The organism is Aeoliella mucimassa (genome assembly GCF_007748035.1).
Classification (GTDB): domain Bacteria; phylum Planctomycetota; class Planctomycetia; order Pirellulales; family Lacipirellulaceae; genus Aeoliella; species Aeoliella mucimassa.
The window spans coordinates 6,584,264-6,608,792 of the sequence record NZ_CP036278.1; the positions used below are offsets into that span (position 1 = coordinate 6,584,264).

Consider the following 24,529-nt stretch of genomic DNA (forward strand, 5'->3'; position numbering starts at 1 on the left):
CTGCCAATTAGGCCAAGCCGCGACCCTCGGGGAAGAAGGTTTGGGTGGCGGGCTCTCGACCCCCCTTGGGTGGGGAGCAGGAGCTCTGCCGGTGAGTTGGTTACTCGGAGGTCGCCCGCGCGGCCGCGAGTCGGAATCCCGAAGTGTCGACCATCGGCGGTTGCCATGGCTGCGGCAATTCCTCGGGGAGTTGTGGGCCGACAAACCGGCGGCGGCGTTCGCTGAGGGTCCAGTTTTCGCGGATCTGCTCGCAGGCTGCGTGAATATCGTGCGGCGAAGGCAAGTAGTCGATGCGTGTCGAATCCAGTGTTTCGGTTGCCTGTACCATCTCAGCTCCCCTCGCAATTACCGAATCAAACGTAACTCGAAAAGAATCGGCGACGAACAACGGATGCCATAGCCGATCGAGAATGAATAAAAGGCCGGTCGCCGATTGGCGGGCGGTGGGCGTAAAGGTAATCGACGCCGGCCTGTTGGATGGTCTGGTGTTTCGTCGACAACCGGAGTTTGGCTGCCAGCGATGAGCAACAAACTAGCAATGCCATATGTGGATTGTGTGTAGAGCAGGCGAGTTTTCTGCGAAGATCACATGAAAATAGTAAACAAGTAAAACTGGACCCGAGGGGGTAGATTCGCTCGGCCTTACCGCTTCCAGGACTAGGGAGTTATTGCGATTCCCGGTAGAATTGGTGGATTGGGCAACCGAGATTTTCGAGAATGATGGAAGCCCACCAGCTTCCACCACCTCCTCTCTTTTCCCCTCTTCATGAACGTGAAAGGGCGGTAAGAAGATCCTCCAACGTTCAAACTCGCAGGGAAGGACATATCAGCTATGAAGGACGTACTAGCAGTCGTACTCGCAGGCGGCAAAGGCTCGCGGCTCGAACCGTTGACGCGGGACCGCGCGAAGCCGGCGGTGCCGTTCGCGGGCAACTATCGAATTGTCGATTTCACGCTGTCGAACTGCTTGAACAGCGATATTCGCAAGATCCTGGTTCTTACGCAGTACAAAGCGATGAGCTTGGATCGCCATATCACGCTCGGCTGGCGAAGCTATCTGTGCCGGGAGTTGGGCGAGTTCATCGACGTGATTCCGCCGCAACAGCGCATCGACGAGCAATGGTATCAAGGCACGGCCGACGCGGTGTACCAGAACATCTACGCGCTCGAGCAGGAACGCCCGAAGCACGTGGTGATTCTGGCTGGCGATCACATCTATAAGATGGATTACAGCAAGCTGGTCGCGAGCCATGAAGAGAACAACGCGGATGTGACGATCGCCGCGCTGCAGGTGTCGCTTAAAGAGGCCACCCAGTTTGGCGTGATGCAGGTGGAGGACGACAATCGCATTGTTGGATTCCAAGAAAAGCCGGCGGATCCGAAGCCTGTGCCGGGCGATCCGGACCACGCCTTGGCGTCGATGGGCATCTACGTGTTCAACGCCCACTTCCTGTTCGACGAGTTGTGCAAAGACGCGACGCTGCCGGAGAGCAGCCATGATTTTGGCAAGAACATCATTCCTGCGATCATCGGATCGCGGCGGGTGTTTGCGTTCCCGTTCCTCGACGAGAATCGCAAAGCCCAAGCGTACTGGCGCGATGTCGGCACGATCGATTCGTACTACGATGCGAACATCGAGCTGACGAGTGTCGATCCGCAGTTGAATCTGTACGACATGGACTGGCCAGTGCGGACACATCAGCCGAGCCAACCGCCGGCGAAGTTTGTATTCGATTCGCCCGATCGCCGAGGTGAATCGCACGACAGCATTGTTTCGAGCGGAGTGATCATCTCCGGCGGCTGCGTGACACGGAGCGTGATTGGCCCGCAGTCGCGAATTAACAGCTTTGCCGAGGTCGATCAGTCGATTCTGTTCGGGCGCGTCAGCGTTGGTCGTCGGGCGAAGATTCGTCGGGCGATCGTCGACAAAGACGTGATCATCCCCGAAGGCATCGAGATTGGCTACGATGCCGACCTGGATCGGAGTCGCGGGTTCACCGTGACCGAGAGCGGCGTCACGGTGGTCGCCAAGGCCGAGAACATCCTCGGCTAAACGCACTAGGTATTGATTATTGTTTTGCGAGCAGGCGATTCCATCGCAACCAGGCGAGCACCGCCAGGGCAGCGAGGATGAGCCCCAGCCCGCGAGGCCATAGCCAGAGCCACCAGACCATACCGATGACGACCGCGGTGAAGAACAGCAGTGGATAACCCAGCTCGAACGACAGGCTGGGGTAACCGCCTCGGCGGCGCGTGGTAACGTGCACCGCAGCGGCAATCACCGCACCGATGGCAAGCAACCAACGAACCCAGTCGTCGGCCATGCTCGAGTCGCGTACGGTGAGTTTGAGATCCACTGGCGACGATTGCACAAACCATTGCTGAACGACTGGCTCGCTCACCGGCACTGCCAGCGCCGGCTCGTTGTTGATCGGCAGCCACTTTTGCAGCCGAGTGATTTCGGTACTCGCTCGGGCGAGCAGCTCTTCGTACTCGTCGGTTTCATCCGCGGGACTGACGAGCACCGAGTCGGATTCGTCCGACGACATCGCCAGGCGAAGCTTCCGTTCGGCGACCGACAACACCGAAACCCAGTAACGATTCCACTCCTTGGGGAGCGACACCCGAAGCGAGGTACTCGACGAAGCAGAGAGCAGCTGATTCAGCTCGATGGCCGCGGCGTCGAGCGGTGGGCGTGCTTCGCACGAACCAGCGACCGCGTGGTAATGATGCGTCGGCAACGCCAGCTGCCAGATGCGATGCTCGATGTCAGCGGTGGTGTCGCGAACCGTGAGCGTCGCGGTTCCGATACCTTGCGTGAGCGCATGACGATCGGCGGTGCTGACCAGCTCGATCACGTGCGGCAACCAAGGGTCGGGCACCTGGAGACTAAGCGTGCCATCCTCGGCATAGTCTGCGTTGGTTGGCTCTCCATCGACGAGCACCGAGACCGGCGCCTGACGATTGGCGAGATGCAGTTCGAAAGTCGACTCACGCAGTGCCGGCACGAACCACTGTGTATTCAAGGTGATCGCGTCGCCAGCGCCGGGAGTGACTAACGTAGTCACCAAAGGAACGCGAACCACCTGCAGACCAGCGGTATCGGCGATCCAAGTGAGCGAGGGGTAACCGGCTCCGTCGGCTTTCAACAGTCGGGCGGCTGGCCAAGGAGCGAGCAGGCCTTCGATGCTCGCAGGAGCAACCGTAGGAGTCGCCTGCTCCCAAACCCACAGCCCGCGCTGGGCATCGATCACACCGAAGTAGTATTCCGCTTGCTGAGCACCTTGCATTTGCAGGATGGGAGTCGAGACTCGTTCGGGGTTCTCGGCTTGAATAGCGCTTCGGAAACTGATGCGTTGCTGCTCGCCAGCAATGAGCGGCTGCGCAAGCCGAATCCGAAGTTTACGGCTCACCCCGTTTTCGGGAGGAACCAGTTCGAACTGCTGAGTACCCGTGGTATCGATCTGACCGACCAGTGCGTCGGGCCAGGTGAGCTCGATCTCGGGCAGCGTGCCTTGGCGCACGTCGAGCATTATGCCGAAGTCGGCGATCCAGGCATTATTGCGACGCACCATGGTCGTGAGCAGCGACGAGCGGAACTGCGGCTTGTTCTCGCGGATTTCGAGCGACAACGGCCGGGTTCGCATGGTGGAAGTCGTGAACTGCTGCAGCGCGTAAGCTTGCCAGCTCGCGGGAGGAACCGGGAGTCGGTCGGTGCGTTTTGCGTCGATGTCGCCGTCGACCAGCTTCGCGGTACGATTGTCGGCAGCGAACAAGGTGATCTGCTGCCGGGCGGTCGCGTCGCTGGCTGCAGCGATGAGCGGAATGTCGGCGCGGTCCACTCGCTCCTTGCCCGACCCCTTTTGGAGATCGACCGTACCGATGACCGTGAGCTGGTACGCAGTGCTAGGCTGCTCGGTAAACAGCACCAGCAGCTTGTCATCACGTGGTTTACTAAAACTAACCGGCGTGGTCTCGCCGGCGATGGTGAGCATCACCTCTTCCACGTGAAGGGTCGCTGCAACATCCAGCCGGTGAAAATGGGGCGACCAGCGTCCAACCGTGAACGCACCTTGATAACGAATCTTCAATTGATCGTCGAAGCAACCGACGTCGATCGACTCTTCCACCAACGCGTTGCTGTTGGTCGGGCGGAGACTCAGCTCGAGCGGCCGACGGTTTTCGCTGGTGGAACCGAGGAAGTCGGGCTCGTCGCGCTCCGGCCATAGCTCACCGAACTGAGTGACGAGCGGTGCCTCGGCAGCCGAGAACCCGGTGACCTGAACCAACTGGTCGGTAGGATACGTGACCGCGACATACCGCTTCGCCACAGAAGTGCCGCGAAGCGAGATGGCGGGCACTCTTAACCGTCCGAACATCTGAGAACGCTGGCAAGCCAGACGCACGCGGATGCGCTGCTCGCCGCCGGTCAGATCGATGCGGGTGGGAGCTTCCACCAGCTGCCAGTCGGTCGATCCGCTGGCCGATTCGGTCGGCAACCCCAGCGGCTGACCATCAAGCAGTACCGAAGGAACCAAGTCGCCTTCGAGACCTCCTTCGCTCAAGCGATACCAGGTTTCGAAGCTCACCTCTTCGGAAGTGAACGAAACCCACTGCCAAGCATCGGCCGGCAACAGGGTTTGCACCATGTTATCCTCCGGCTTCCATTCCACGAGCAACTCGTTGCTTACCGGAAGCGGGACTTCGAAGACTTCATCGGTTCCATTCGTTGCCCGAAGGGGGTGCTGATTCACCCGCAAGCCCTGAGTCTGCCCAGGCACGGTGAGTCGCAGCTCGCTCTCGGGCAACGGCAACACCTGCATCCGCAGCGTACTGACTTCGGCAATTCGCTGAATGGTTGGAGTAAAGCGAACGCGGGCGCGGTACTTGCCGACTCGCTGCACGGCGAACGTCAGGCGAGTGCCTTGGTCGCTCCAGACAATCGGGACCGGCGTGCCATCGAGCTGTAGCGTATCGCTCCAGTCGGCACTCGTTTGCTGTAATGGCAACGACACCACCGCACCGGGTGCTTTGACTTCGAGGTCGAATTGCAGCTCCCACGGTTGGTTCGGGCGTCCGGCGTCGGTCGACGCAGTGTTCCACGTACCGAGATAACGAGGACTCGAAATGAGCCAGGCATCGCTGGTGGTGCTTTGCTGCTGCCGGCGAAGCAGCTCGGCAAACAATCGAGAAGAGATGTAGCGAGTGTCGCTAGTCGCATTGCCCGATTCGTCCATGGGAATCAGGATGCTCTCGACCTTCACCTCTGCCTGATTCGCACTGGCGTTGAGCGACTCGTCGGCCGTGGCCGAACCGGCACACAGCACGAGTAGCAACATCGCTCCGGTGGCTGTGAACGTGAAGGAGCCCTTGGAATCTTCGAGCCTGGTACCACCGGCGAGCCGCCCCGCGCGTTCGAGCATCCGCAGGGCGAGCGCCAGCAGCAACCCACCCCATAGCGAGGTAGCCCAGGCACTCGACGACGCAGGCAACAGCAAGGCCAACGCAACCGTGGCGGCCAGCAGGATGACCAGCGGAGTCACCCGATTCCACAGCAAGTAACCTACCAGCGCGGCCGCGGCCAGCAGCAAGAACCGCACGGCCTGCCAACTGGCGGGGTGACGGAACTCCACCGACGCGGTAAGTGCAGCCCCCAACGGCAACTCGGTTTCGGCCAGGGTAAGCTGAGGTTCCGGCGACGGGTTTATCCCGCGGAGCGACCAGTAGTCGGTCGCTAGCGGGCCGAACAGTCGCTCACTCCAACTCTTGGCTTGCATCGGCACAGTCGGGGTGTCGATGGGCTCGAACTCCTGGGGATAACGCAGTTTCCACCAAGCGTTGTTCACCGGCATGTCGAACTTCACACTCGGAAGCGATACCTTGGCCCCGTGAGCCAGCTTGGCTGGCAGCGTAAACTCCACGACGAATCGCTCGACATCCCGCTCCGGCACGAGCGGCATCGAGAACTTCGTCGCGGTGACTTTATGCATCAGTCCATCAGGCGAGTCGGCCGGTTCGATCAAGCGGTGCCAATGAATGTGCTTGGCTTCGGCCGGCAATTCGCACTGCAGCGCGGCTTCGGCGCGGTTATCAACAGTTATCGCGACCTGGTGCTGAGCATCGCCTTGCGGAACCAGTGTCGTGTAGAAGTTGGCCTGCGAGATGACCGCCAGCGGAAGCGACTCGCCGCCGGTGTCTCGATTCACCACAAAGCGGGCGTCGAGATCGTCGTCGGCCACTAGTTTCCAAGTCGATTGCAGTGGAATGGTGCCGGGCCACGACTCGCTTGTCGGCGACCACCCCTCCGAAGCAACACTGATGGTGCGAACCTGGTCGCTGCGTACTTCCATCCAGTGCTCACGCAGGCCTTCGCCAACGACATGCAGCACCGCGGGAGTACAAACCAAACCGGGAAACACCTGCGGCTGGATTTCGATGGTGAACATGCCGGTCTGGCGGCGAGGGAGTTCGAGCGCCCACGTGGCGTTGCGGCGGATCGACTCGTCGCGTTTGGCGATGCGCCAGGTGGTTTCGCCGGCCAGGCGCCAGAGGGGAGGGGCCTCGGCCGCGTCGTTCAGCCGCACGTACACAGCGCCCAACGAACCGCTCCTCGGCGTGCACTCGATCCGATGCCCCACCTTCCATTGATCGGCCACGCCGAGCACGCTGGTAAGCACCACCGCGTCGAGTTCCGCGACAGCCGGTGTTAAGTAGCCCTGCAGCGAATCGGCGAAGCCCGCACGATTGAACACCGGCGCGGTGAGACTCGCTGGCAGCAGGGTGCCGAGATAGGTGGGGATTGCTTCTTCCGACAAGGGAGTCGGCTGGGGATTCATCTCTAGCCGGTAGCCATCTTCCACCTCAAAGGCAATCAAACTAGTGGCGGCCGTGGTGTTGCGCCAGCGGAGAATGTCGAACTCCTTCACGGGAGACCAACCGTTGCTGGCCGTCACGGGGCGATTGGCTTCCACCCGCAACCGTAGTGGCAGTGGATCGGCGGTGGGATCAGTCGCCTCGGTCGAGATTCGTACGACTAATTGACGTTGCTCGTCGACTTGATGCACGTACCAGTCGGCGACCTCGTAGGGCGTATCGACCGAGACCGAAGTCGGCTGCCAGTCCTTCACCATATCGGCCACTAGTACTTGCACCGGTGCCAGGGCGCGGCGATCAAACTCCGTCGTGCAGATGGCAGTGGTGCCAACGAGGCCGAGCTGCACGCTACGGCCAATGTTAATCGTGTCGTTCGCGATCCGTCGGGCGACGGCCAGATCGAGGCTCGAAGTCGAGTCGAGCTTTGCGAACGTCATTTGCCGCCGCGAAGGTCGCCCATCGACTGGTAGCTGCACCACGTTGCGAAGTCGTAAATCTTCCACACGTAACGACGAAGCAAGTCGCACGTCGATCTCTCCCGACTGCCAATAAAGCTGAGTCAGACGGATCTGCGATAAGCTCGTCGCCTCGTTGGATGCCAGCGGGCACCAGGCGTCGATCGTCAGGCGTCGATCGCCGGTAGTGGTTTGCGTGAGCTTCTTCGGCAATGTGATTTCAACGCGTCCGGTACTCAGCTGCTCTGCGGCCAGGTTCGTTGTGTTCCATCGGGCGGATCGCAGAACTAGCGGGGCGGGCATATCGACCGTTAGCAGTTCCGGCAGCGACTCGGTGCTCGAAATCTGAAACACCTGGCGAACTGCAACGCCACTTTCGTTTACCTGGTAGGTAATCTGCTCGTCGTACGTTGCGTCGCTGGTGCTCTGAGTCAGGCTCGGCGTGGTTGGTCGCACTCGCCAGGCGGGGCTACTCTCGGGACCCCAGCGGAGGAGCCAGCGGATCGAACCCGTAGCGGCCGTGGCCGGAACCGTAAGGCTCTCGGCGGCAAACGGCAGGCTATCGCCGGGCTTCACTCGGCTGATCAACACCCCGGAATCAGGCAACGCTTCAGGCACCTGATCGCTGGGGAGATCGAGCACCAGGCAGGCGGCCACCGCTTTGGGCAGCGTGGCCCAGAACTCGCGGGCGCCGTCGACCTCGCGGCTCACCGGGCATTGCCAGCGAAAATCGAGCCAGCCGCTACCGGGCACCTGCATCGCCAGGCGATTGGTCGCTGGATTGTTGCCCATCCACATCGGAGCGGTCGTGCTCCGCCAGACCGCGGAGTTGATCACGAGCGTCGACGTGTCGATGGAAAGCCAATTGGCGGTCTGCTGCTCGCATTCAATTTGTGCGGCCCCACGACCCGCGGCTCCGCTGGTGCCTTCGAGCACTCCATAGAGCAGCAACTGCGATACCTGCGGCTGCGATTGCACCGCGATCGACTCGTTACCTTCGGCCAGCAGCTTGTCGAGCCGCGCTTTGTCGATCGGCAGGTAGGTCTCCCCATCGGTCGGCCAGCTCTTCGGACGGTCGGCCGGTACGTAAATGTTACGCAGCAATACTTCCGAGGAGTCCGGCGCAACTTGCTGAGCTTCGCACGGCTGGCACATGCCCCACGTCCACAACACACTAAGCACCAAGATAAAAGCACTTTGCTTAGCCATTGGGCTCGTTCACCTCGATGGCTATGGTTTGGGCGTTTGTCGAGGCTTGGCCTCCGGTGATCGGCAACATGGTCGAGGGACGGTGCGAGCCCGAGCGGTCGGGCCGGGCGGTGGCCGTTTGCGTAGCGGTGGAGTTCGCCACTGCGGGGCGGGGATACATCAGGGCAATCAGCCAGGCCAGCAGCCCGCACAGCACGCCAAGTAAACCGAAGCGGGAAAGCATTCCCACGTGCTGGGGATACGCGACCCCGACAGCGGCGACGGCGACGAGCACTACTAGTAGCACCGGCACGCGGCGCAACCAAGGCAAGTACCAGAGGGCGATGCTTGCTGCCACGGCGATTGAGGCGACACCAAACACCAGGATCTCGCGACGAATCAGCGACACTTCGAGCGGCGACTCGCCCAACGCACGATACAGCATGGCATGTTCGCCGCGGGTCGGTTCGATGCCATGCGTCACGCCGATCCAGTCTTCCAGATCAGCGGTGTCGAGGTCATTCTGCGCCCGCCAGTCGTTGCCGGTCCATTTGGTTTGGAACGCTTCGATCAGCGTGGGAGCATGCCATACCGGCTGGTACTCCACCGGAGCAACAACTTGCCAGAACACCTCGGCCCGAACATCGTCGCCAGCCAGGCGGGGGCGTTCGGTATCGACTTGGGTGTTCCAATTTAGTTGCCGCGGCAATCGGTAACGAAGCGAAAGCGTGTGTTGTCCGAAGTCGGGATCGTCGGGCAAATTCAGTTCGATCTGCGCATCGCCTTGCACTGCATCGAGAATCGGCGTGCCATCGAGCACTACTTCGATTTGATCCCCATCGGGTGCGTTCTCGGGCAATTCAACATGCAACCGCTTCGCGCTACTCTTGAAGAGGAACACGGTACGGAGTTGGCTCACTTGATCGGTCAGCCAGGTTTGCACCCAGATGCGTTCGATGGCGACTACCCCGCCGTTGGTAGTACGGCCTGCAGTCGCGAGCGGTAGGAAAGGAGTTGCCTCGGTGGTAGTGAGCGTGTCGGTCAGCACTCCGTCTTGAGCGGTGGGAGCCCCCTGCATCCGCCAGCTGGAGCCGGTCGCAGGCACCAACGCCTGCCCGAGCGACGAAGCAAGGTGCAACCGATGACTGCCAAACTCGACATCCGGCACCGACACCAGCGGCAACACAAACGACTCGCTCTTGGCCGCAGGGGCCGGAAGCTGATAAGTAACACGCAAACGGAACTTGCCCAGGCGAGGATGCGCGAGCTGAACTTGCCGCTCGCGGAGCGTGCCGCTCGCTACGGCCGTCGTCTCGTCGTCGTCAGGCACTTCGAGTTTGTTGCCCACGGGATCTTCGTCAGTCGCCGTTTCGGGCAATAGCTCGACGCCTAAGTTTTTGAGTCCCTGCGGAGTCGCCAGCATGATGGAGTTGGCCGGCTGGTGACGAATATCGAGCAACAGGTCTTGCACGACCGAAATGAAGTCGCCCTCGATGTTTACGTCGGTCTCGCAGTTGAGCAGCACCCGCTGCGGACGAGGCTGGCGGCGAGCAGCAAACTCCAGCGGAGCGTAGTCGCCGCGGTAGCGGAACTGTTGACCGATGGTCTCGCCGCGGGCGGCATCCTGATCGTCAAAAATCGGCAACGGACTCAAGCCCGACATGCGAGCCAGATCAGGCGTGATCTGCAAACTGGTATCCGACTTCACCACCAACTTACTGGGGTTCAGTTCCAACGAATCGAAAATCGGACAGGGCAATCGCAGCTGGAAGGCTTCGTTCTCTTCAGGCTGCCAGACACGGCTCAACTCGAGCGTGATCCGTGGACTGCGAGTCATAGCAAACGCCGAATCGTAGCCGTACACGTGCTGCGACATGTCGCCGATGCCCATCGGGTCGCCGGGGCGGTCGAACTCTTGCGCTTCTTCGATGCCTTCGGTCGAAGTCCGCACCAAGGTCCAGTCCTCGAGTTCAAAACTCGGATCGAAGAACACGGGAAGCGACCGGCCCCCTTCGATCTGGTAAGTCACTTCCATCCGCAGCAATGCCTCGCCCGGATTGATAGTGAGTGTGTAGCTAGGGGTGGCGAGCACCTGCTGCTGACGCGGCACCACTTCTACCGGCAATTGCCAGGGTTGGCGGGCGAAGCGGAAAGCGGCCTTCACTTGTTTCGGATCGGGTGGAGCAGCAAGCCAGGTGAGGTCGACTTCGCCACGCCGGACCAGCCGCACCCCGTCGGTAGGCTCGAAGCGAAGCTGCCAATCGTCGTCGACCACCACGGCCACTTCGCCATCCTGTGGCACCGCCCCGGCGACTTCGAACCCTCGCAGGGTGAGCTTGCTGATGTCGTCGTTCACTTCGACCGTTTGCTTGGTTTCGAGATCGACCGTTACGGGATCGCTCTGCTCGGCCACCAGTCGAACACGCAGCACGGTGCCGCCAAGATTGTCGACCGCATTGACTTCCTCAATCGAGGCAATCGGCGGGGCAAAGGCCGACCGCTGGTAGGTTGCCCCAGGCGGGAGATGCACGCGGAACTCGCGGAACGCCTGGCCATAGCTCTGCACCGACAGACGAGCCTGGGTTTCGACATCGCGCCCGCTGATGGTGATCAGCAACTTGGCCGACGACGTGAGCGTGGCCTCGGGCGAGTCGGTTGTCACGGGGCGTTCGACCCAACTAATAGCGGTCTCGCCACCTTGGCAGTCGGCTTCGATCTGCACACTGCCCGAATCGAGCGTTCGCGTGGTGAGCACCACCCCTTCGCTCGCGGCAGTCGACTGAATAGCGCCGGCCGATTCCAACACCAACTTCACCTTCGTCGCCCGGGCTGGCAGCATGCGCAATTGCACTCGAGTGCCATCGCGTTGCAACGGAATCACCAGGTCGAGTTCAACCGTGCGTTTGGTGCCTGGTTCGCCATCGAGTGTAACCAAGTACCCTCCCTCGGCCGGATTGAGTCGCAGGTAACGGCCATCGGTGCGAGCGGGGGCATCGGGCAGCTTAGCTAACACCGCGCCCGAGAGCCCGAGCGGTACTTCCACCTCACCTGTTTGATGCAGGGTGATATCGAACGTCGCATGCAACGCAGCTTGATTGCCTTGGATGCTGCCAGTGAAACTCGCCTTGTCGATGGTCCACTGCTTCGACTGATCGGCAACCTGCTTCAGCCCTTGTTGCTTTTCCCACGCTTCCAGGAAGTTCTGGATGCTCATATTGAACACCGGCTGAGGATTGCCTTCGCTATCGAGCAGAATGTAGGTGTCGGGACCCACCGGGGTTAGCTTGCCCTCCAGGCGGGCGATGTCGGGCGCGTTGCCAACCTTCGGCGGCGACGCGGGGGCTGGGTTGGTCGCAGGTGGTTGTTCGGCGGGAGCCGCTGCCTCGACGACCGGTTGCACCTCGGCGGCTGGTGCTGGTGTTTCGGGCGCTGGCTCTTGGGCGAACACCGGCATCGCAACGCAAACCAACAGCGCGGCAGCGACCGCTCGACTCAACCTGTGCCAGGTCAAGCCGCGTGCTCCGAGACGCTTGTTCTCGTTGGTATTCAAGGCCACGCTACGATGGGTAAGAAAAGCTGATGCCGACCGGGGGAAGGTTGCATCAGAGTAGGAGGCAATACTGACGGCTAGCAGGTAGTCCTTCCCCCATCCGGAGCCGCAGCGAAACTGTTCCAACCTCTCATTCTAGTCAGCCGTCGATACCGAAGGAAGCAAAACGAGCCTGCTTAACCGGTACTTCGGGCTAAAGTTTTCCCGAGAAAAATCAGTTTTTCGGCTTCCCTCATCGGCCCCTCCAACCCCGTTAGGCGTCGGGTAGCTTGGCGCCCGATTCGCGAAGCGTTTGCACCATCTCGGCGTGCAGCGCAGCGGTCGCCCCAACTACAAAATGGGCCGCTGCCAGATTGAACGGTTGGCCGTTGCTGGCCGAGACCACGCCGCCGGCCTCCTGCACCAAAAGCACACCTGCGGCAACGTCCCAGGGATGGATCATGCGGGCCCAATGCCCGTCGAGCACCCCCTGAGCCACGTAGGCCAGATTAAGCGCGGCCGACCCAATGCGACGCAGCGCCCGAGCACGCCCGACCATGGCGACAAAATCGAGCACGTCGGGCGACTCGCTTCGCGCTTGCGGCGGCAAGCTCATCGCTAACAGTGCGTCGCTTAGCTGGGTGGTCTCGCTGACCTGCATCCGTTGCTCGTTGCACCAAGCTCCACCGCCGCGGGCGGCACCGTAGACGTCGCCCGTTAGTGGATTGTAAATCACGCCAGCGGCCAGTTCGCCTTCGACCACCGCGCCGATCGACACCGCGTAGGCAGGGAAATCGTGCACATAGTTCGTCGTGCCATCGAGCGGATCGACCACCCAACAGACTGGCTCCTCAAGCAGTTGTTTTACCTGACCTGGATCCTCCTCGCCGACGAAGGCATGCTCGGGATGATGCGTGGCAATCACTTCGCGAATGGCCTTCTGCGAAGCGAGATCGGCATCGGTCACCATGTCGGCCGGGGACTTCTCGCGGGCGGTAAACTTGCCCCGCCATTCCATGAGCTTCGCCCCACCTGCCGCAGCAGCCAACAGGCCGACACGTAGTAAATCGTCGTAGGGAGAATTGGTGGGCGGGAGCGTTAGCGTATTCATGGAACTGGGTCGTTCTCCATTGAAATAAGTAGGTTTCGTCCTTGAAATCGGGCCGGTTCGTCCAGTCGAATCCCGAAAAAACCGGCGCCGCGACCGGCAATCTTACCCCGAACAACTTAGTTTCACAGGCACCCCGATGTGGGTTACCGGTGTCTGGAATCGACGTAAGTAGTTAAATAGTAGGCACTAACGTAGATTATGTAAAAATAGGCAATCTCTATCGACCCCCCGTTGTTCAAAGATTCTTCATAATTCTCTGGACACGGTCGTGACTATGAGTATCATTACGGATGGACATGAGAGTTGGTTGGATGTTCAAGGATGGCTTTCTGATCGCAGATTTGCGGTCGGGCGATTGCCTAATTTTTATCATCCCCTGATCCGTAGACATCGGCCTCTTCTCTGTTCCGGCCCCGTCGCTTCACTCCGGTGTTCGACGGGGTTTTTTGTTGGAATTTCGCGATCTCGAACCAGCTGAATCAAGCATGTGGCAACTTGAAGGAAGCGTTGGCCAGGCAGTCGCTGGCGATCTTATTCTCTCCGTCGATACCGCTAGTGGGCAGCGACAATTGGTCGTGAAGGACAGCAACGGTACGCTGCTCGCGACGTTGTGGAGCCTGCCAGGCGTCGACCAGCAACCTGTTGTCGACTGCTATGTGCGTGGCGACGACCTCGTTTGCGTGCTCGCTCCCTCCGAAGCGTTTCCTTTTACCACGCAGTTGTATTGGACGCTCCGCACGCTCGACTCTACGCTGAAGCCGACTGCTGCGGTGACGTTGTCGCTCTCGATCCGCACCGAGCTACTCGACACCGAGCCTGCGATTGCGATTACTTGTGAGTCCGGTCAGTCGATGATCCACACGATGGCTCTCCCCACTGGTCCGGCTTACACCCTCGACCTCGGCGACCATGGAACGCTGCTCGATTACGCGATGACGGAAGATTGCGCGCAACAAGCAACAACTTCTGACACAACCATCGAGCGGACGTTGTTCGGGCACTTCCTGGAGAAGGGAGTGATTCGGACCGGGCGGCTCCATGCGGTGCTGGTACCCGGCGAGCTTGATGCTTCGCAAGCCACCGCCCTGTGCGACGATCTGGCCAGCAGCCAGTTACCGCTGACCACTTAGTGCGTGGTGAATTTACCGCGCTATTCGCCAGGCAGCGTCAGCCTTGGATTCACCGATCGGCGATCTCCCAGGGCGACGTATTTCTGACTACCGCGAGTTTGCATGGCGTAGGCTTCGCCATTCAGCGGATTGAGTTTGTTCGCGGGAGGTTCCGACTCGGTGACTTCCGACAGCAGGTGCAACCACCCTTCCACCCGCGCCCGATCGCGTGCCAACTCGGCCTGGGCCATGGTCATGCTGTTATTGAGCACGAATAGATGGTTCGCAAACCAGGGGTACCGTTCGATCTGCTCACCGGAGCGGAGCAGCCGGTCGCACTCCACCAGTTGCTTCGCCCGCTGATAATAGGGTTGATTGGCAACCGCAATGATCTCGCGCATGTAGGTCAGATAGGCCGCTTCGTCGGCGTCGACCTGTTCGTCGCTCGGATGGCGCAAATCGGTGTACACCCCACTCGAACGAAGCTCTTTGCGCTCGTCGTAGGTAAACAGCATGTCGGCCAAGCCCAGCCGAATCGACTCGTAAGTGGCAATTGCCAGCGCCCGCTCGCGGTTAAGTGTTTCTTCCAGCGGCGGCCAATTATTTAGGGAGTCTTGCAACACGCTTTCGAGCTGACGCAGGTGCTCGATTTTTGCCTCGGGGCTGTTGGCAATCGCCTCGGCGACATAAAGCGCCTCGCGGCGAACAAGTGCGGCCTGCACGCGGGCTTCCAGATGCCCCGACTCGGAGAGCCAATCGGTCCACTTCCAGGCCATCTCGAATCGGGCGGTCGACGCAGCGAGGTCGTCCATGCGATACAACGCGTCGAGCAGCAGCAGCCGACTAGCCGCGGCCGCGCTGTACACAAAGTCGAGGTCGTTAAAATATCCCCACTCGTAGCGGAGTCCGAAGTCGCACTTCTCTAATCGCGTTGCTTCGGCCACGGCCGACGTTTCGCGAACCCATCTGGCTGCCAGCGATCCACTTTCGGTCTGCAGCAGTTTTATGTCCGCAGCCGGCACCGCCGACAGCAAGCCGCCGGCCATCTCGTTGATCTTCGACACCTGTTCGGCGTCAGGCAGGGTTTGTTTTAACGCCACGGCAGCGTTCTTGTGCTGAAGCTGCTGGTCTCGGTTGAGCTGCTTCGGCAGCGCCTGGGCTTGCTCGACCAGGCGGAACTCTTCGCGGAGCTTCGAGTGTTTACTCCCCCTCACGCCGGGCAGCTCAGCTGCTTTTTCCACTAGTTGGTCGAGGGTGGGATCGCCCTTCGTACAGCCGATGTACGCCAGACCTGCCAGTGCCAGGCAGGTAAGCCAAATTGCGGCGTGGAATACAGGGCGGGACATGCGAATCCTCAGGAAACAGACACAGCCCCAGGCCAACGTAGCCATGCCAGCCTGGACGGGGGCGTATGTTATCGGCGATGTCTTGATCGACACAAGAGAAATCCCCGCGGTGCTAGCATCGGGCAAAACCTTGTAAAACTGCGAGTTCTACGTAGCTTTTGCCAAGATTTCGTACTTTCCTCCGAATTCCATGCGGTAGCTGCACTTGCGGGATTCGAACAACTTGGCTGTAATCTTACTTTCAGGAACAGCTACCGACGAACCTATCGCCGCTCGTCGCTCGACTTTTTGGCGATCTTATCAAGGCACGGAAGGCCTTTAATTTGTGTGCTATGCGTAAAACTACATCTATCAATTCCGAAGAGGCCTGGAAACGACTCGTCTATTACGGCGAAGTCTTTGGCTTTGTCGTAGCTTGGATCGTCGGCGTCGTGCTGGTAGTGCAAGCCGCCCAGGCGAATCAAAAGCAGGCCAACAAGCCCAGCATCGACTCGTTTGCTGAAGTTGGACTCGGGAACGTTTCGGGCAAACCGCTGAAGTAATCGCGGTTCGAGCCAACCGAACAGGGTGACTGCCTCGGTCTGGATCAGGCTCTGCTTAGGCGTCGGCGTTTACGCGTCGGCCGCGACTCCACTGCCGATATCGTCGCGCTCGTCGTGTTCCGATCGCTTGCGCAGATAGAGTTTGATCGGCACCTCGTCGAACTCCAGATAGTCGCGGAATTGGTTCAGCAGATACCGCTGATACGTGGCGTCGATCGCGGCCGGCTGACTGCAAAACAGCACCAGCGTCGGCGGCTCGGTGCCCACCTGCGTGGCGTAGTAGATCTTTGGCCGACGGTTTTTGTACAGCGGCGGAGCTTTGCGTTTTACAGCATCGCGAAGCATGCGGTTCAGCTCGCCGGTGCCGACTCGCTGCCGGGCCTGCTTGAAGAGCATCTGGCCATGGTTGAGCAGCGCTTTGACGTTCTTCCCGGTCTGAGCGGTGATGAACGCGATTGGGGCGTAACGCATCGTGCGATACGTATCGTGCAGGTAGTTGGCCCACTTCTCGGTCGGCATTTGCCCAAATAGTTGGTCCCATTTATTGACCACAAAGATGCATGGCTTGTACTGATTGGCAATGTAGTCGCATAGCTGCTTGTCGACTTTGCCGATGCGTTGCGTGCAATCGTGGAACAGCAGCACCACGTCGGCGCGGCGAATGCTCCGCTGGGCGCGATGGGTGCCATAGAAGTCGATATCGCGCTGGCTCTTGCCTTTCCGCAAGCCTGGCGTGTCGATCGCAATAAATGCTTTGCCATCGAGCTCGAACCGTACGTCGACACTGTCGCGGGTGGTGCCGGGCACTTCGCTTACGATCATCCGCTCCGCGTGCGCCAGCGTGTTGACGAAGGTGCTCTTGCCAACGTTGCGACGGCCAACGATGGCCACCTTCATCACTGGTTCGTCGTCAGGCAGGTCTCCATCTTCACCTGGCTCGGGGAGCGAGTCGATGATGCGATTGAGCAGGATGCCGCGGTTGCGGTTTTGCAGCGTACTGACTTTGATCGGAGCACCGAAACCTAGCCGATGAAAATCCTCGGCCGCGGAATCGAACGTGTGATCGTCCGCCTTGTTAGTCAGGCAGATCACGGGAACCTTGACCAGTCGTAGTCGCTTGGCGACCTCCTGGTCCATCGGCAGCAGCCCGGTACGGGTGTCGAGCACGAACAGGATGAGGTCGGCCGACTCGATGGCCATCGAGATCTGTTCTTCGATGTGCTTGGTCAGGTTATCGGCATCGTTGAAGCCCATGCCGCCAGTGTCGACGAGTTCGAAGAAGCGATCTTCGTGGCTCATCAGATGGGTCAGACGGTCGCGGGTGATGCCCGGCTGATCGTCGACAATAGATATTTTGGTGCCGGCGAGCCAGTTAAACACGCTGCTTTTGCCGACATTCGGTCGACCGACGATAACAATTTGAGGAACAGGCATGACGATCGGGTAGTAGTGGGAAGCCTTAGGAAGGCCGCTACCATGCGTCAGTTCCAACGTAAGCAGCCAAATTTCACAGAGGCCGCTCAATGTGCGACCGTCCACAGGCACTTGGGGGTTGCCCGCTGTGGGTCCATCCTTCACCGTATTGTAATTCGCTGGGCTTGGATCTGGCACCCCTAATTCGGCGATTGCCGGGGTGGTGACCCGCCTGGGCGGATTGGTAGGCTGTGGGGGGACGCGCACCCCACCCGCGGTGCTGCTAGCTACCAGGTTCCAAGCTTCCCCACTGACCACTTCGTTTGCCCAATCATGTCGATCGACCCAGCCAAACAGCGTGCCTTGCTCGCCCGACTCGAAAGCCTGCAGCAGGCAGGTGTCGAGCAACTGCCTCGTTGGCAGGGCACCCTAGTGGCTCCGCCGACGATGGCGACACCAGTACCTACCCCTACCCCCACGCACCCCACCCCAGCGCCTGAAGCGGCGTCGGTGGATCTCGGAGACTCGATGGCCAAGAAGAAACCCAAGCCGGCTCCCGCACTGATTCCCGATGTCGACGTGCCGGAGGGGGAAGAGATCTCGACCGCTGCGACGCTCGAGGTGCTGCAACAGGAAGTCGCTGCCTGCACTTTGTGCGACGAACTTGCTAGTACCCGCACCCAAACCGTATTCGGCGTCGGCGATCCCAAAGCGAAGCTCTGCTTCATGGGCGAGGCACCCGGCGCCGACGAAGATCGCACCGGCATTCCGTTCGTCGGTCGGGCAGGGCAGCTGCTGACCAAGATCATCGAAGCGTGCAACCTGACTCGCGACGAGGTCTACATTCTCAACGTGCTGAAGTGCCGCCCGCCTGGCAATCGCAATCCCTCGCCGGCCGAGAGCTCCAACTGCAAGCGATTCCTCCGCCGACAGCTCGATTTGATCCAACCGGAGTACATTTGCTGCCTGGGTGCGGTGGCCGCCCAGAACCTGCTGGAAACCCAGACACCGATCGGCAAACTCCGTGGCCAACTGCACGACTATCGCGGCGTGAAAGTGGTTTGCACCTACCACCCCGCTTATCTGCTTCGCAATCCAGCGGCCAAGAAAGACTGCTGGGACGATATGAAGTTCCTCATGGCCCAGATGGGCGTGAAGCTCTAACTCGGCGGTACGAACAGCCAACCGATTCGCCACCTGGATCCACCGGGCGCATTACTTGTCGCGAGGTGTCTCGCGCACCGGGGCGAACCAGGAGTTAAGGATGTAGTAGAACAGCGCTCCGACGGCCAGCGTAATGGCCGCGGCCATCGCGCTGTACGTTGGGTTGCGGATGACTGTCAGCACGAACAGCACTCCAGCGGCGGCTACGAACACGCCAGCCGCTAGTAGTTGCCACCACTTAGGATGCGTGGTGGAGTCTTCGTCGCGTACGTAGAACAAAGTTCCTACTGCGATCGCCGCGCAGATCATCAATAGGAATCCCACGAAGGTAAACTGATCCTTCAGCGTTGCATTCACTGCCAGAACCGACGCAATCAATGCCTGAACCACAATCGCCAGGCGAGGAGGATTGCCGGTCTTTGGTATCGGCAAAGGGAAGAGCCCATCCCGCGACATCTTCGCGTACACCCGTGGGCCGCTCATGGTCAGTGCGCTCACGCTAGTGATCAAGGCGACGCAAATAAGCACCCGGCACCACCATTCGGCGTTGTCGCCCCCCAAGTGTTGGAACGCCACCGCGGCAATGTCTTTCTTCCATTCCAGCTCGCTCACCGACGCGGAATAGACAAACACAAAGTTCAGCAGCAGGTAGAGCACCATCACGATCAAGGTACCGGTTAACAGTGCGCGGGGAATGGTGCGCTGGGGTTCGCGGATTTCTTCGGCCACGTAGATGGCTGCGTTAAAGCCTGAGTAACCGAGGTAAACCCACACGAGCTGTTCGCCAAAGGTGTAGAGGTCGAGGGGAGGCGCTTCCACTACCGCCGGAGCGACCGAGCGGCCGGCGATCCACCAGCACCCGCAACCCACCAACACGACCAAACCAGTGATTTTGCCGACGACAATCAAGTTCTGCGCCCAGGCGCCTTCTTCGACTCCCTTCGCATGCAGAACAGCCCCCAGCAGGATGATGCCGATCGCCAGGTAGCCTGGAGGGAGTTCGCTGCCGAAGAGCGGAGCCGCGTATTTTTCGAAGCTGGTCGCCGCGACCGCTAGCGCGCCGGCAAAGCCAGCGATCAGCGAAACCCAACCTGCCAGAAAACCAACCAACGGATGCACCCGCCGGGCGAGGTAGACGTACTCGCCGCCCGATTCGCGAATCGCCTGGGCGAGAGCTCCGTAGCTGATCGCCCCGGCTACAGCAATCACCCCACCAATGGCCCAAGCGGTGAGCACCCAGCCAGGTGATTGCAGGGCACCCAAGGCAAAGCCAGCGCTGGTGAACACACCGGCTCCGATCATACTCGCAATCACCAGCGCCGTGGCCGACAGCAAGCCGAGGGAAGAGTCGCTACCTGGAGGTGAATTTTTCATGGTTGTTAGAGGCCTTGTTGACTAACTCCACTCGAACTGTGGAAGCCCGAGTTGGGTGAATTGATTGATGATTTTACAGCGCAAGCGGGCTTCCGTTTGTTGGTTTTCGAATACTCGGTTTTTGAGATGGCTCCCAAAGCTTTGTTTCACTCGGTACATGGTCGTTTCCGCCAAGCTTCTACGATGATAGCCCACTTCCTCTTTCCAACTCCTACGCCCCTTGCGTCGAATCTGACGAATTGCCTCGTCCCGGGGCAAAGGCTCCTCCGCAGAGTTGCCATGTTGTTTGATCTTGGCGTTGTGCTGCGGCGGAATCACCGGCTCAATGCCTTCGGATTCCAGCCCTTCATAAACCTTCCACTTGTCGTAACTACCGTCGCCGTGAAACTTTTTTACGGGCTGCTCCACCTGCTCCAGCATTTCGGGAACCGCATCGGCATCGTGGCAACTGTTCTCGGTCAAAATCTCCGCCACAATCTCGCGGGTGTCAGGATTCACCGACAAATGCAGCTTCCGCCATGTCCGCCGCTTCGACTTGCCATGCGTCCGCATCTTCCATTCGCCCTCGCCAAACACTTTCATGCCGGTGCTATCCACCACGATATCGATGTCGCCCCTCTTGTTAGCGATATCGAGCGAAACATTCAGCTTGCTGGCTCGCTTGGCGAGCGAAGAATAATTGGGAATCGCTGCCTCGACGCCCAACATCGCCACCAGCGAGCGGCCGAATCCCTCAGTCTGCCGATAGGGAAGTTTCAGCAGTTCGCGAATCGTCAGCAAGCACTCGATCGCCGTATCGCTGAAGACAAAAGGGCGACCGACTTTTGTCTGGTCGTTAGGATGTTCCCAGTTCTCCAACGCCTCGTCGCTAAACCAAATAGTGATGTTTCCACGCTCGATGAGCGACTTGTTATACTCCTTCCAGTTCGTGACTTTGTAGGTTCGTTTTTCTTTCGTAGCCATGTTCGATCTCCGTAAAAAAGGTACGTGGTTCCATTCCACGTTAGTTTTTACGGAGGTTTGTGACTAATTGTTCAACAAGGCCGTTGTTAGAACAAAAAAGCCCCGAGCGCAAGGCTCGGGGCTTAGCAGTTATGTTTGCGTCGACGGCAGCTCGTAAAGAGCCGACACCTGGAGGTAATCAATCATCTTCGTAGTCGTAATCGGCGTCGTCTTCGTCGTCCGATTCGTATTCGTCGACGTATTCGTAGTCTTCTTCATCGTCTTCGAAGTCGTCGGCATCTTCGTCTTCGTACTCTTCGACTTCGCTGAATTCGCCGTCTTCGTCTTCGTATTCTTCTTCGGCGTCCTCAACCGACTCTACGGCGTCCTCTTCTTCGTCGTCATCCTCGTCTTCGACTTCTTCCCACTGCTCGTCTTCGTACTCTTCCTCGTACTCTTCTTCATCGAGCGGGGCCGATTCTTCCAGCAGTTCATCATCGCTGGCGTCCTCGTACTCTTCGTATTCTTCTTCGTAGTCGTCGGTGTACTCGTCGTCGTCTTCGTATTCGTCCGAGTAGCCATCCTCGTAGTCGTCCTCCAGTTCATTCCACAAGCCGCGCGCACCGCGCGAGGCATCGGCCTTGCTGAGTTCATCAGCATCGCCGTACTGTTGGAGGTCGTTACGATCTAGTTGGGTGACGAGTTTCACGGGGGCTGTCTCCCTGGCTTGGTAGGTCATGCGGCTCGCGGAACCACATTCTGTAAACGATTATGTTCGGGTGCAACCTGAGGGTCAGGTTGATTTTGTGCTTCGATTGGGGGCAGGTCTTTCAAACTCTTGAGTCCAAACAACTGCAGAAACCGCTTGGTGGTGCCGTACTCAAGTGGCCTGCCCAATTCTTCTGAACGTCCGACAATACGCAAAAGGTCTCTTTCAATCAACTGCCGGAGCAGTTCGCCACAGGCGACGCCCCGGATGGCCTCGACTTCGGCTCTTAAAACCGGCTGTCGATAAGCCACTACGGTGAGGGTATCGAGGGCCGGCGGCGAGAGCTTTAGTTCCGAGGGGGGTGAGTCGCAGAACTCGCCTATTTTCCCTATCCAAGGGGCAAATTGCGCCTGCGTAAGTAACCTTAGCCCACCCGCGATGTTCTCGATGCGAAAAGCTCGCCCACGCCGTGCGTACCGCTGTGCGAGTTGGCTCACTAGGGTTCGGGCTTCCGTGGCATCGGTCAAGTTGGCGAGCTGGGCAATTCGCTGCAAACTCATCGCCTCACGGGCCAAGAATAGCACGCTTTCGACCCTCGCAAGCCGCTGTGTCGCATCGGTAGCCGACTCCGACGACTGCGCATCCGACGGCGAACCCCACCACAGGGGCCGCGCGGCCGAGAACTCCCGGCTACCTAACGGACGCGACTGGCAAGCCGCGTGTGCGATTTGTCTGGCTAACGAATGCATAGAGGGTTCGTAACTTACAGAAAAAAGTTACCGGAGCACTTGCTCCGACGCGTGAGCCAATCGCCATTGCGATACTTGGTTGAGCACCTGCTGGGCAGCGTCGGCCGGGTCTTCGGAAATGGCCTCGAAATGCACCGAAGTTCCCAGCCCCGAGATCCAAGGCAACGAGCAGCGGAAGCGGAAAAAGTCGCCTGAATCGCCCCAAGTGTTCAGCGAGCAGTCGCTGACGCCCATCGACTCGAGTTGACGCACCACCGATGCCACGGGCGAAGGGGCAGGCTCGGGCGTTTCGATCGGCGATGGCAGTTGATCCTCCCAATCAACATGCTTCACCACTCCGCCGGGCTGATCCATGGGAAACGGCTGCAGTTTGTCGCCGCGGTCGAAGTCGCTCTGGTCGATGCCCATCGGCTCGGTTTCTGCGGTTTCCAAGGTCTCAGCGCCCGGCGAATCTTCGTTCCAGGCTTCGGCGAGCACTTGTTTGGCTCGATTGAACAACGGCTCAAGCTTCTCGAGCTGGGGACCATACGCACGGTAAGCCAGGGCACCAACCACCAACGTACCGAGCATGATCGTCACGCGGTAAAATAACTGAAGCGATTTCATGGGGTTTAAGTGTTCTGCGTGGAATGCGGGGGGAGGCTTCGATCGAGGCGCGCGCAGAATAGTACCGAGGTGGTGGTCCATCAATAGCATTCAACTCAACTTTCCCGGTCGTGCTAGCACCCCCCGACGAACTATAATCACACGTATGGACCAACCGATTTATCTCGATCACAACGCCACGACGCCGATGCTGCTACCCGTAGTGGAAGCCATGAGCGAAGCGATGCGGGCGGGCTACGCCAATCCGGCCAGCCAGCACGGGGCAGGGCGGCGTGCCAGGCGGGTGGTGGAAGACGCCCGCGAGCAGATCATCCGCCTGCTGGGGGGCGACACCAGCGGCCGCCAGCCCGATCGGCTGATCTTCACTTCCGGCGGTACCGAGGCCAACAATCTGGCGTTGTTCGGCCTGGCTGGCTCACCAGTTGGTGCGGCCAAGCGATTGGTGACCACCGGCATCGAGCACCCCAGCATCGCGGCCGCGGCCGACGAACTGGCCCGCCGCGGCTGGCAAATCGAGCGTTTACCGGTCGATCGCTCCGGAGTGGTCGATCCCCAATCGCTGGCACCGCTGCTCGAACAGCCGAGCAGCATGGTAAGCGTGATGCTCGGTAACAACGAAACAGGGGCGATTCAGCCGGTCGGCGAGCTAGCAACGCTGGCGACCGCGGCCGGCGTGCCGATGCATACCGACGCGGTGCAGGTGGTCGGCAAGCTGGCGGTCGATTTTCGCACGCTGGGTGTTGACCTGCTGAGCTTTACCGCCCACAAACTGCATGGCCCGCTCGGTATCGGGGCTCTGCTGTTGCGGGGCGAGACTCCCCTGGCTCCACAGCTGTTTGGCGGTTTTCAGCAAGCGGGACTGCGACCCGGCACCGAATCGGCACCGCTGGTGGTCGGCATGCTCACCGCACTGGAGTGTTGGCACGCCGAGCAAGCGGCCCGTCGCGAACATCTGGCCAAGCTTCGCGATCGATTCGAGCAGCAAATCACCGCCGGTTGCCCGCAAGTGGTGGTTGTGTCGAAGGATACTGAGCGATTGCCGCACACCTCGAACCTGGCGTTCGTGGGGTTCGACCGCCAGGCGTTGTTCCTGGCGTTGGACATGGAGCAGGTCGCCTGTTCGACCGGATCGGCCTGCGCAAGCGGGTCGAGCGAACCCTCTCCCGTGCTGCTCTCGATGGGGTTGCCCGAAGAGCAAATTGGGGGGAGTTTGCGGTTCAGTTTCGCCACCGAGACGACGCTAGCGGAAGTGGACGAGGCCGTCCGTCGTATCTTGTTGGTATGTAAGCGTTTAGAACAACAGAATACGTTACGAAAATAGGGGCTGGAGGCTCCCGCTGGCAGGCGAAATCGGGTAGAATCCGGGTTTGTCCTTTTCGCGTTGAAAAGCCCATCGATTCTTCCCCATCTGGAGCTGTC

The 24,529-nt window shown here is 59.8% G+C and carries 16 protein-coding genes; 5 read left to right on the forward strand and 11 right to left on the reverse strand.

Features of this window, described 5'->3' with window-relative positions:
• Positions 1-100: 100 nt before the first annotated feature.
• On the reverse strand, positions 101-328 hold the full coding sequence (locus Pan181_RS25760; RefSeq protein WP_145251875.1) for a hypothetical protein: 228 nt from the start codon (positions 326-328) through the stop codon (positions 101-103).
• Between the two features lie 504 nt (positions 329-832).
• Between Pan181_RS25760 and glgC the strand changes: the two genes are divergently transcribed.
• Complete coding sequence (glgC, locus tag Pan181_RS25765) at positions 833-2,053, forward strand: glucose-1-phosphate adenylyltransferase (protein WP_145251877.1); 1,221 nt, start codon at positions 833-835, stop codon at positions 2,051-2,053.
• Between the two features lie 16 nt (positions 2,054-2,069).
• Here glgC and Pan181_RS25770 read toward each other — a convergent pair whose 3' ends face one another.
• The 3 genes from Pan181_RS25770 to Pan181_RS25780 form a co-directional block, all read right to left on the reverse strand.
• Positions 2,070-8,537: a hypothetical protein gene (locus Pan181_RS25770; RefSeq protein ID WP_145251879.1), complete on the reverse strand. Its 6,468-nt coding sequence runs from the start codon at positions 8,535-8,537 to the stop codon at positions 2,070-2,072.
• Entirely contained in the window at positions 8,530-12,027 is a 3,498-nt protein-coding gene (locus Pan181_RS25775) for a hypothetical protein (RefSeq protein WP_145251881.1), read from the reverse strand. The genes Pan181_RS25770 and Pan181_RS25775 overlap by 8 nt, the downstream gene beginning before the upstream one ends.
• A gap of 292 nt (positions 12,028-12,319) precedes the next feature.
• Complete coding sequence (locus Pan181_RS25780) at positions 12,320-13,156, reverse strand: inositol monophosphatase family protein (protein ID WP_145251883.1); 837 nt, start codon at positions 13,154-13,156, stop codon at positions 12,320-12,322.
• A gap of 485 nt (positions 13,157-13,641) precedes the next feature.
• Between Pan181_RS25780 and Pan181_RS25785 the strand changes: the two genes are divergently transcribed.
• Positions 13,642-14,286 (forward strand): hypothetical protein, encoded by a 645-nt coding sequence (locus tag Pan181_RS25785; protein WP_145251885.1) that lies wholly within the window; start codon positions 13,642-13,644, stop codon positions 14,284-14,286.
• 20 nt (positions 14,287-14,306) lie between these two features.
• Here the strand turns inward: Pan181_RS25785 and Pan181_RS25790 are convergent, their stop codons facing one another.
• Complete coding sequence (locus Pan181_RS25790) at positions 14,307-15,611, reverse strand: hypothetical protein (protein ID WP_145251887.1); 1,305 nt, start codon at positions 15,609-15,611, stop codon at positions 14,307-14,309.
• 332 nt (positions 15,612-15,943) lie between these two features.
• On the opposite strand from Pan181_RS25790, the gene Pan181_RS25795 reads away from it, so the two are divergent.
• Positions 15,944-16,153, forward strand: coding sequence for a hypothetical protein (locus Pan181_RS25795; protein WP_145251889.1), 210 nt, complete (start codon positions 15,944-15,946; stop codon positions 16,151-16,153).
• A gap of 69 nt (positions 16,154-16,222) precedes the next feature.
• Here Pan181_RS25795 and der read toward each other — a convergent pair whose 3' ends face one another.
• Positions 16,223-17,587, reverse strand: coding sequence for a ribosome biogenesis GTPase Der (gene der / locus Pan181_RS25800; RefSeq protein ID WP_145251891.1), 1,365 nt, complete (start codon positions 17,585-17,587; stop codon positions 16,223-16,225).
• Between the two features lie 312 nt (positions 17,588-17,899).
• On the opposite strand from der, the gene Pan181_RS25805 reads away from it, so the two are divergent.
• On the forward strand, positions 17,900-18,730 hold the full coding sequence (locus Pan181_RS25805) for a uracil-DNA glycosylase (RefSeq protein ID WP_145251893.1): 831 nt from the start codon (positions 17,900-17,902) through the stop codon (positions 18,728-18,730).
• Positions 18,731-18,781: 51 nt separating this feature from the next.
• On the opposite strand, the gene Pan181_RS25810 is transcribed toward Pan181_RS25805, so the two are convergent.
• The 5 genes from Pan181_RS25810 to Pan181_RS25830 form a co-directional block, all read right to left on the reverse strand.
• A complete protein-coding gene (locus tag Pan181_RS25810) occupies positions 18,782-20,104 on the reverse strand; it encodes an APC family permease (protein ID WP_145251895.1) in 1,323 nt (440 codons plus the stop codon).
• Positions 20,105-20,125: 21 nt separating this feature from the next.
• On the reverse strand, positions 20,126-21,067 hold the full coding sequence (locus Pan181_RS25815) for an IS5 family transposase (RefSeq protein ID WP_145244898.1): 942 nt from the start codon (positions 21,065-21,067) through the stop codon (positions 20,126-20,128).
• A gap of 178 nt (positions 21,068-21,245) precedes the next feature.
• The gene (locus Pan181_RS25820) at positions 21,246-21,755 is read right to left on the reverse strand and encodes a hypothetical protein (RefSeq protein WP_145251897.1); all 510 of its coding nucleotides are present in this window, start codon (positions 21,753-21,755) and stop codon (positions 21,246-21,248) included.
• Positions 21,756-21,781: 26 nt separating this feature from the next.
• Positions 21,782-22,504 (reverse strand): SMC-Scp complex subunit ScpB, encoded by a 723-nt coding sequence (scpB, locus tag Pan181_RS25825; protein WP_145251899.1) that lies wholly within the window; start codon positions 22,502-22,504, stop codon positions 21,782-21,784.
• 27 nt (positions 22,505-22,531) lie between these two features.
• Entirely contained in the window at positions 22,532-23,110 is a 579-nt protein-coding gene (locus Pan181_RS25830; RefSeq protein ID WP_145251901.1) for a hypothetical protein, read from the reverse strand.
• 145 nt (positions 23,111-23,255) lie between these two features.
• Between Pan181_RS25830 and Pan181_RS25835 the strand changes: the two genes are divergently transcribed.
• Positions 23,256-24,431 carry a cysteine desulfurase family protein gene (locus Pan181_RS25835; RefSeq protein ID WP_197528723.1) on the forward strand — a complete coding sequence of 392 codons (1,176 nt, stop codon included), beginning with the start codon at positions 23,256-23,258 and terminating at the stop codon, positions 24,429-24,431.
• The last annotated feature ends 98 nt before the right edge of the window (positions 24,432-24,529 follow it).

Bases quoted from the DNA above. Each gene is read 5' to 3' on its own strand.
- Pan181_RS25760 (WP_145251875.1), bottom strand. From the start codon at position 328: ATGGTACAGGCAACCGAAACACTGGATTCGACACGCATCGACTACTTG.
- glgC (WP_145251877.1), top strand. From the start codon at position 833: ATGAAGGACGTACTAGCAGTCGTACTCGCAGGCGGCAAAGGCTCGCGG.
- Pan181_RS25770 (WP_145251879.1), bottom strand. From the start codon at position 8,537: ATGGCTAAGCAAAGTGCTTTTATCTTGGTGCTTAGTGTGTTGTGGACG.
- Pan181_RS25780 (WP_145251883.1), bottom strand. From the start codon at position 13,156: ATGAATACGCTAACGCTCCCGCCCACCAATTCTCCCTACGACGATTTA.
- Pan181_RS25785 (WP_145251885.1), top strand. From the start codon at position 13,642: ATGTGGCAACTTGAAGGAAGCGTTGGCCAGGCAGTCGCTGGCGATCTT.
- Pan181_RS25790 (WP_145251887.1), bottom strand. From the start codon at position 15,611: ATGTCCCGCCCTGTATTCCACGCCGCAATTTGGCTTACCTGCCTGGCA.
- Pan181_RS25795 (WP_145251889.1), top strand. From the start codon at position 15,944: ATGCGTAAAACTACATCTATCAATTCCGAAGAGGCCTGGAAACGACTC.
- der (WP_145251891.1), bottom strand. From the start codon at position 17,587: ATGCCTGTTCCTCAAATTGTTATCGTCGGTCGACCGAATGTCGGCAAA.
- Pan181_RS25805 (WP_145251893.1), top strand. From the start codon at position 17,900: ATGTCGATCGACCCAGCCAAACAGCGTGCCTTGCTCGCCCGACTCGAA.
- Pan181_RS25810 (WP_145251895.1), bottom strand. From the start codon at position 20,104: ATGAAAAATTCACCTCCAGGTAGCGACTCTTCCCTCGGCTTGCTGTCG.
- Pan181_RS25815 (WP_145244898.1), bottom strand. From the start codon at position 21,067: ATGGCTACGAAAGAAAAACGAACCTACAAAGTCACGAACTGGAAGGAG.
- scpB (WP_145251899.1), bottom strand. From the start codon at position 22,504: ATGCATTCGTTAGCCAGACAAATCGCACACGCGGCTTGCCAGTCGCGT.
- Pan181_RS25830 (WP_145251901.1), bottom strand. From the start codon at position 23,110: ATGAAATCGCTTCAGTTATTTTACCGCGTGACGATCATGCTCGGTACG.
- Pan181_RS25835 (WP_197528723.1), top strand. From the start codon at position 23,256: ATGGACCAACCGATTTATCTCGATCACAACGCCACGACGCCGATGCTG.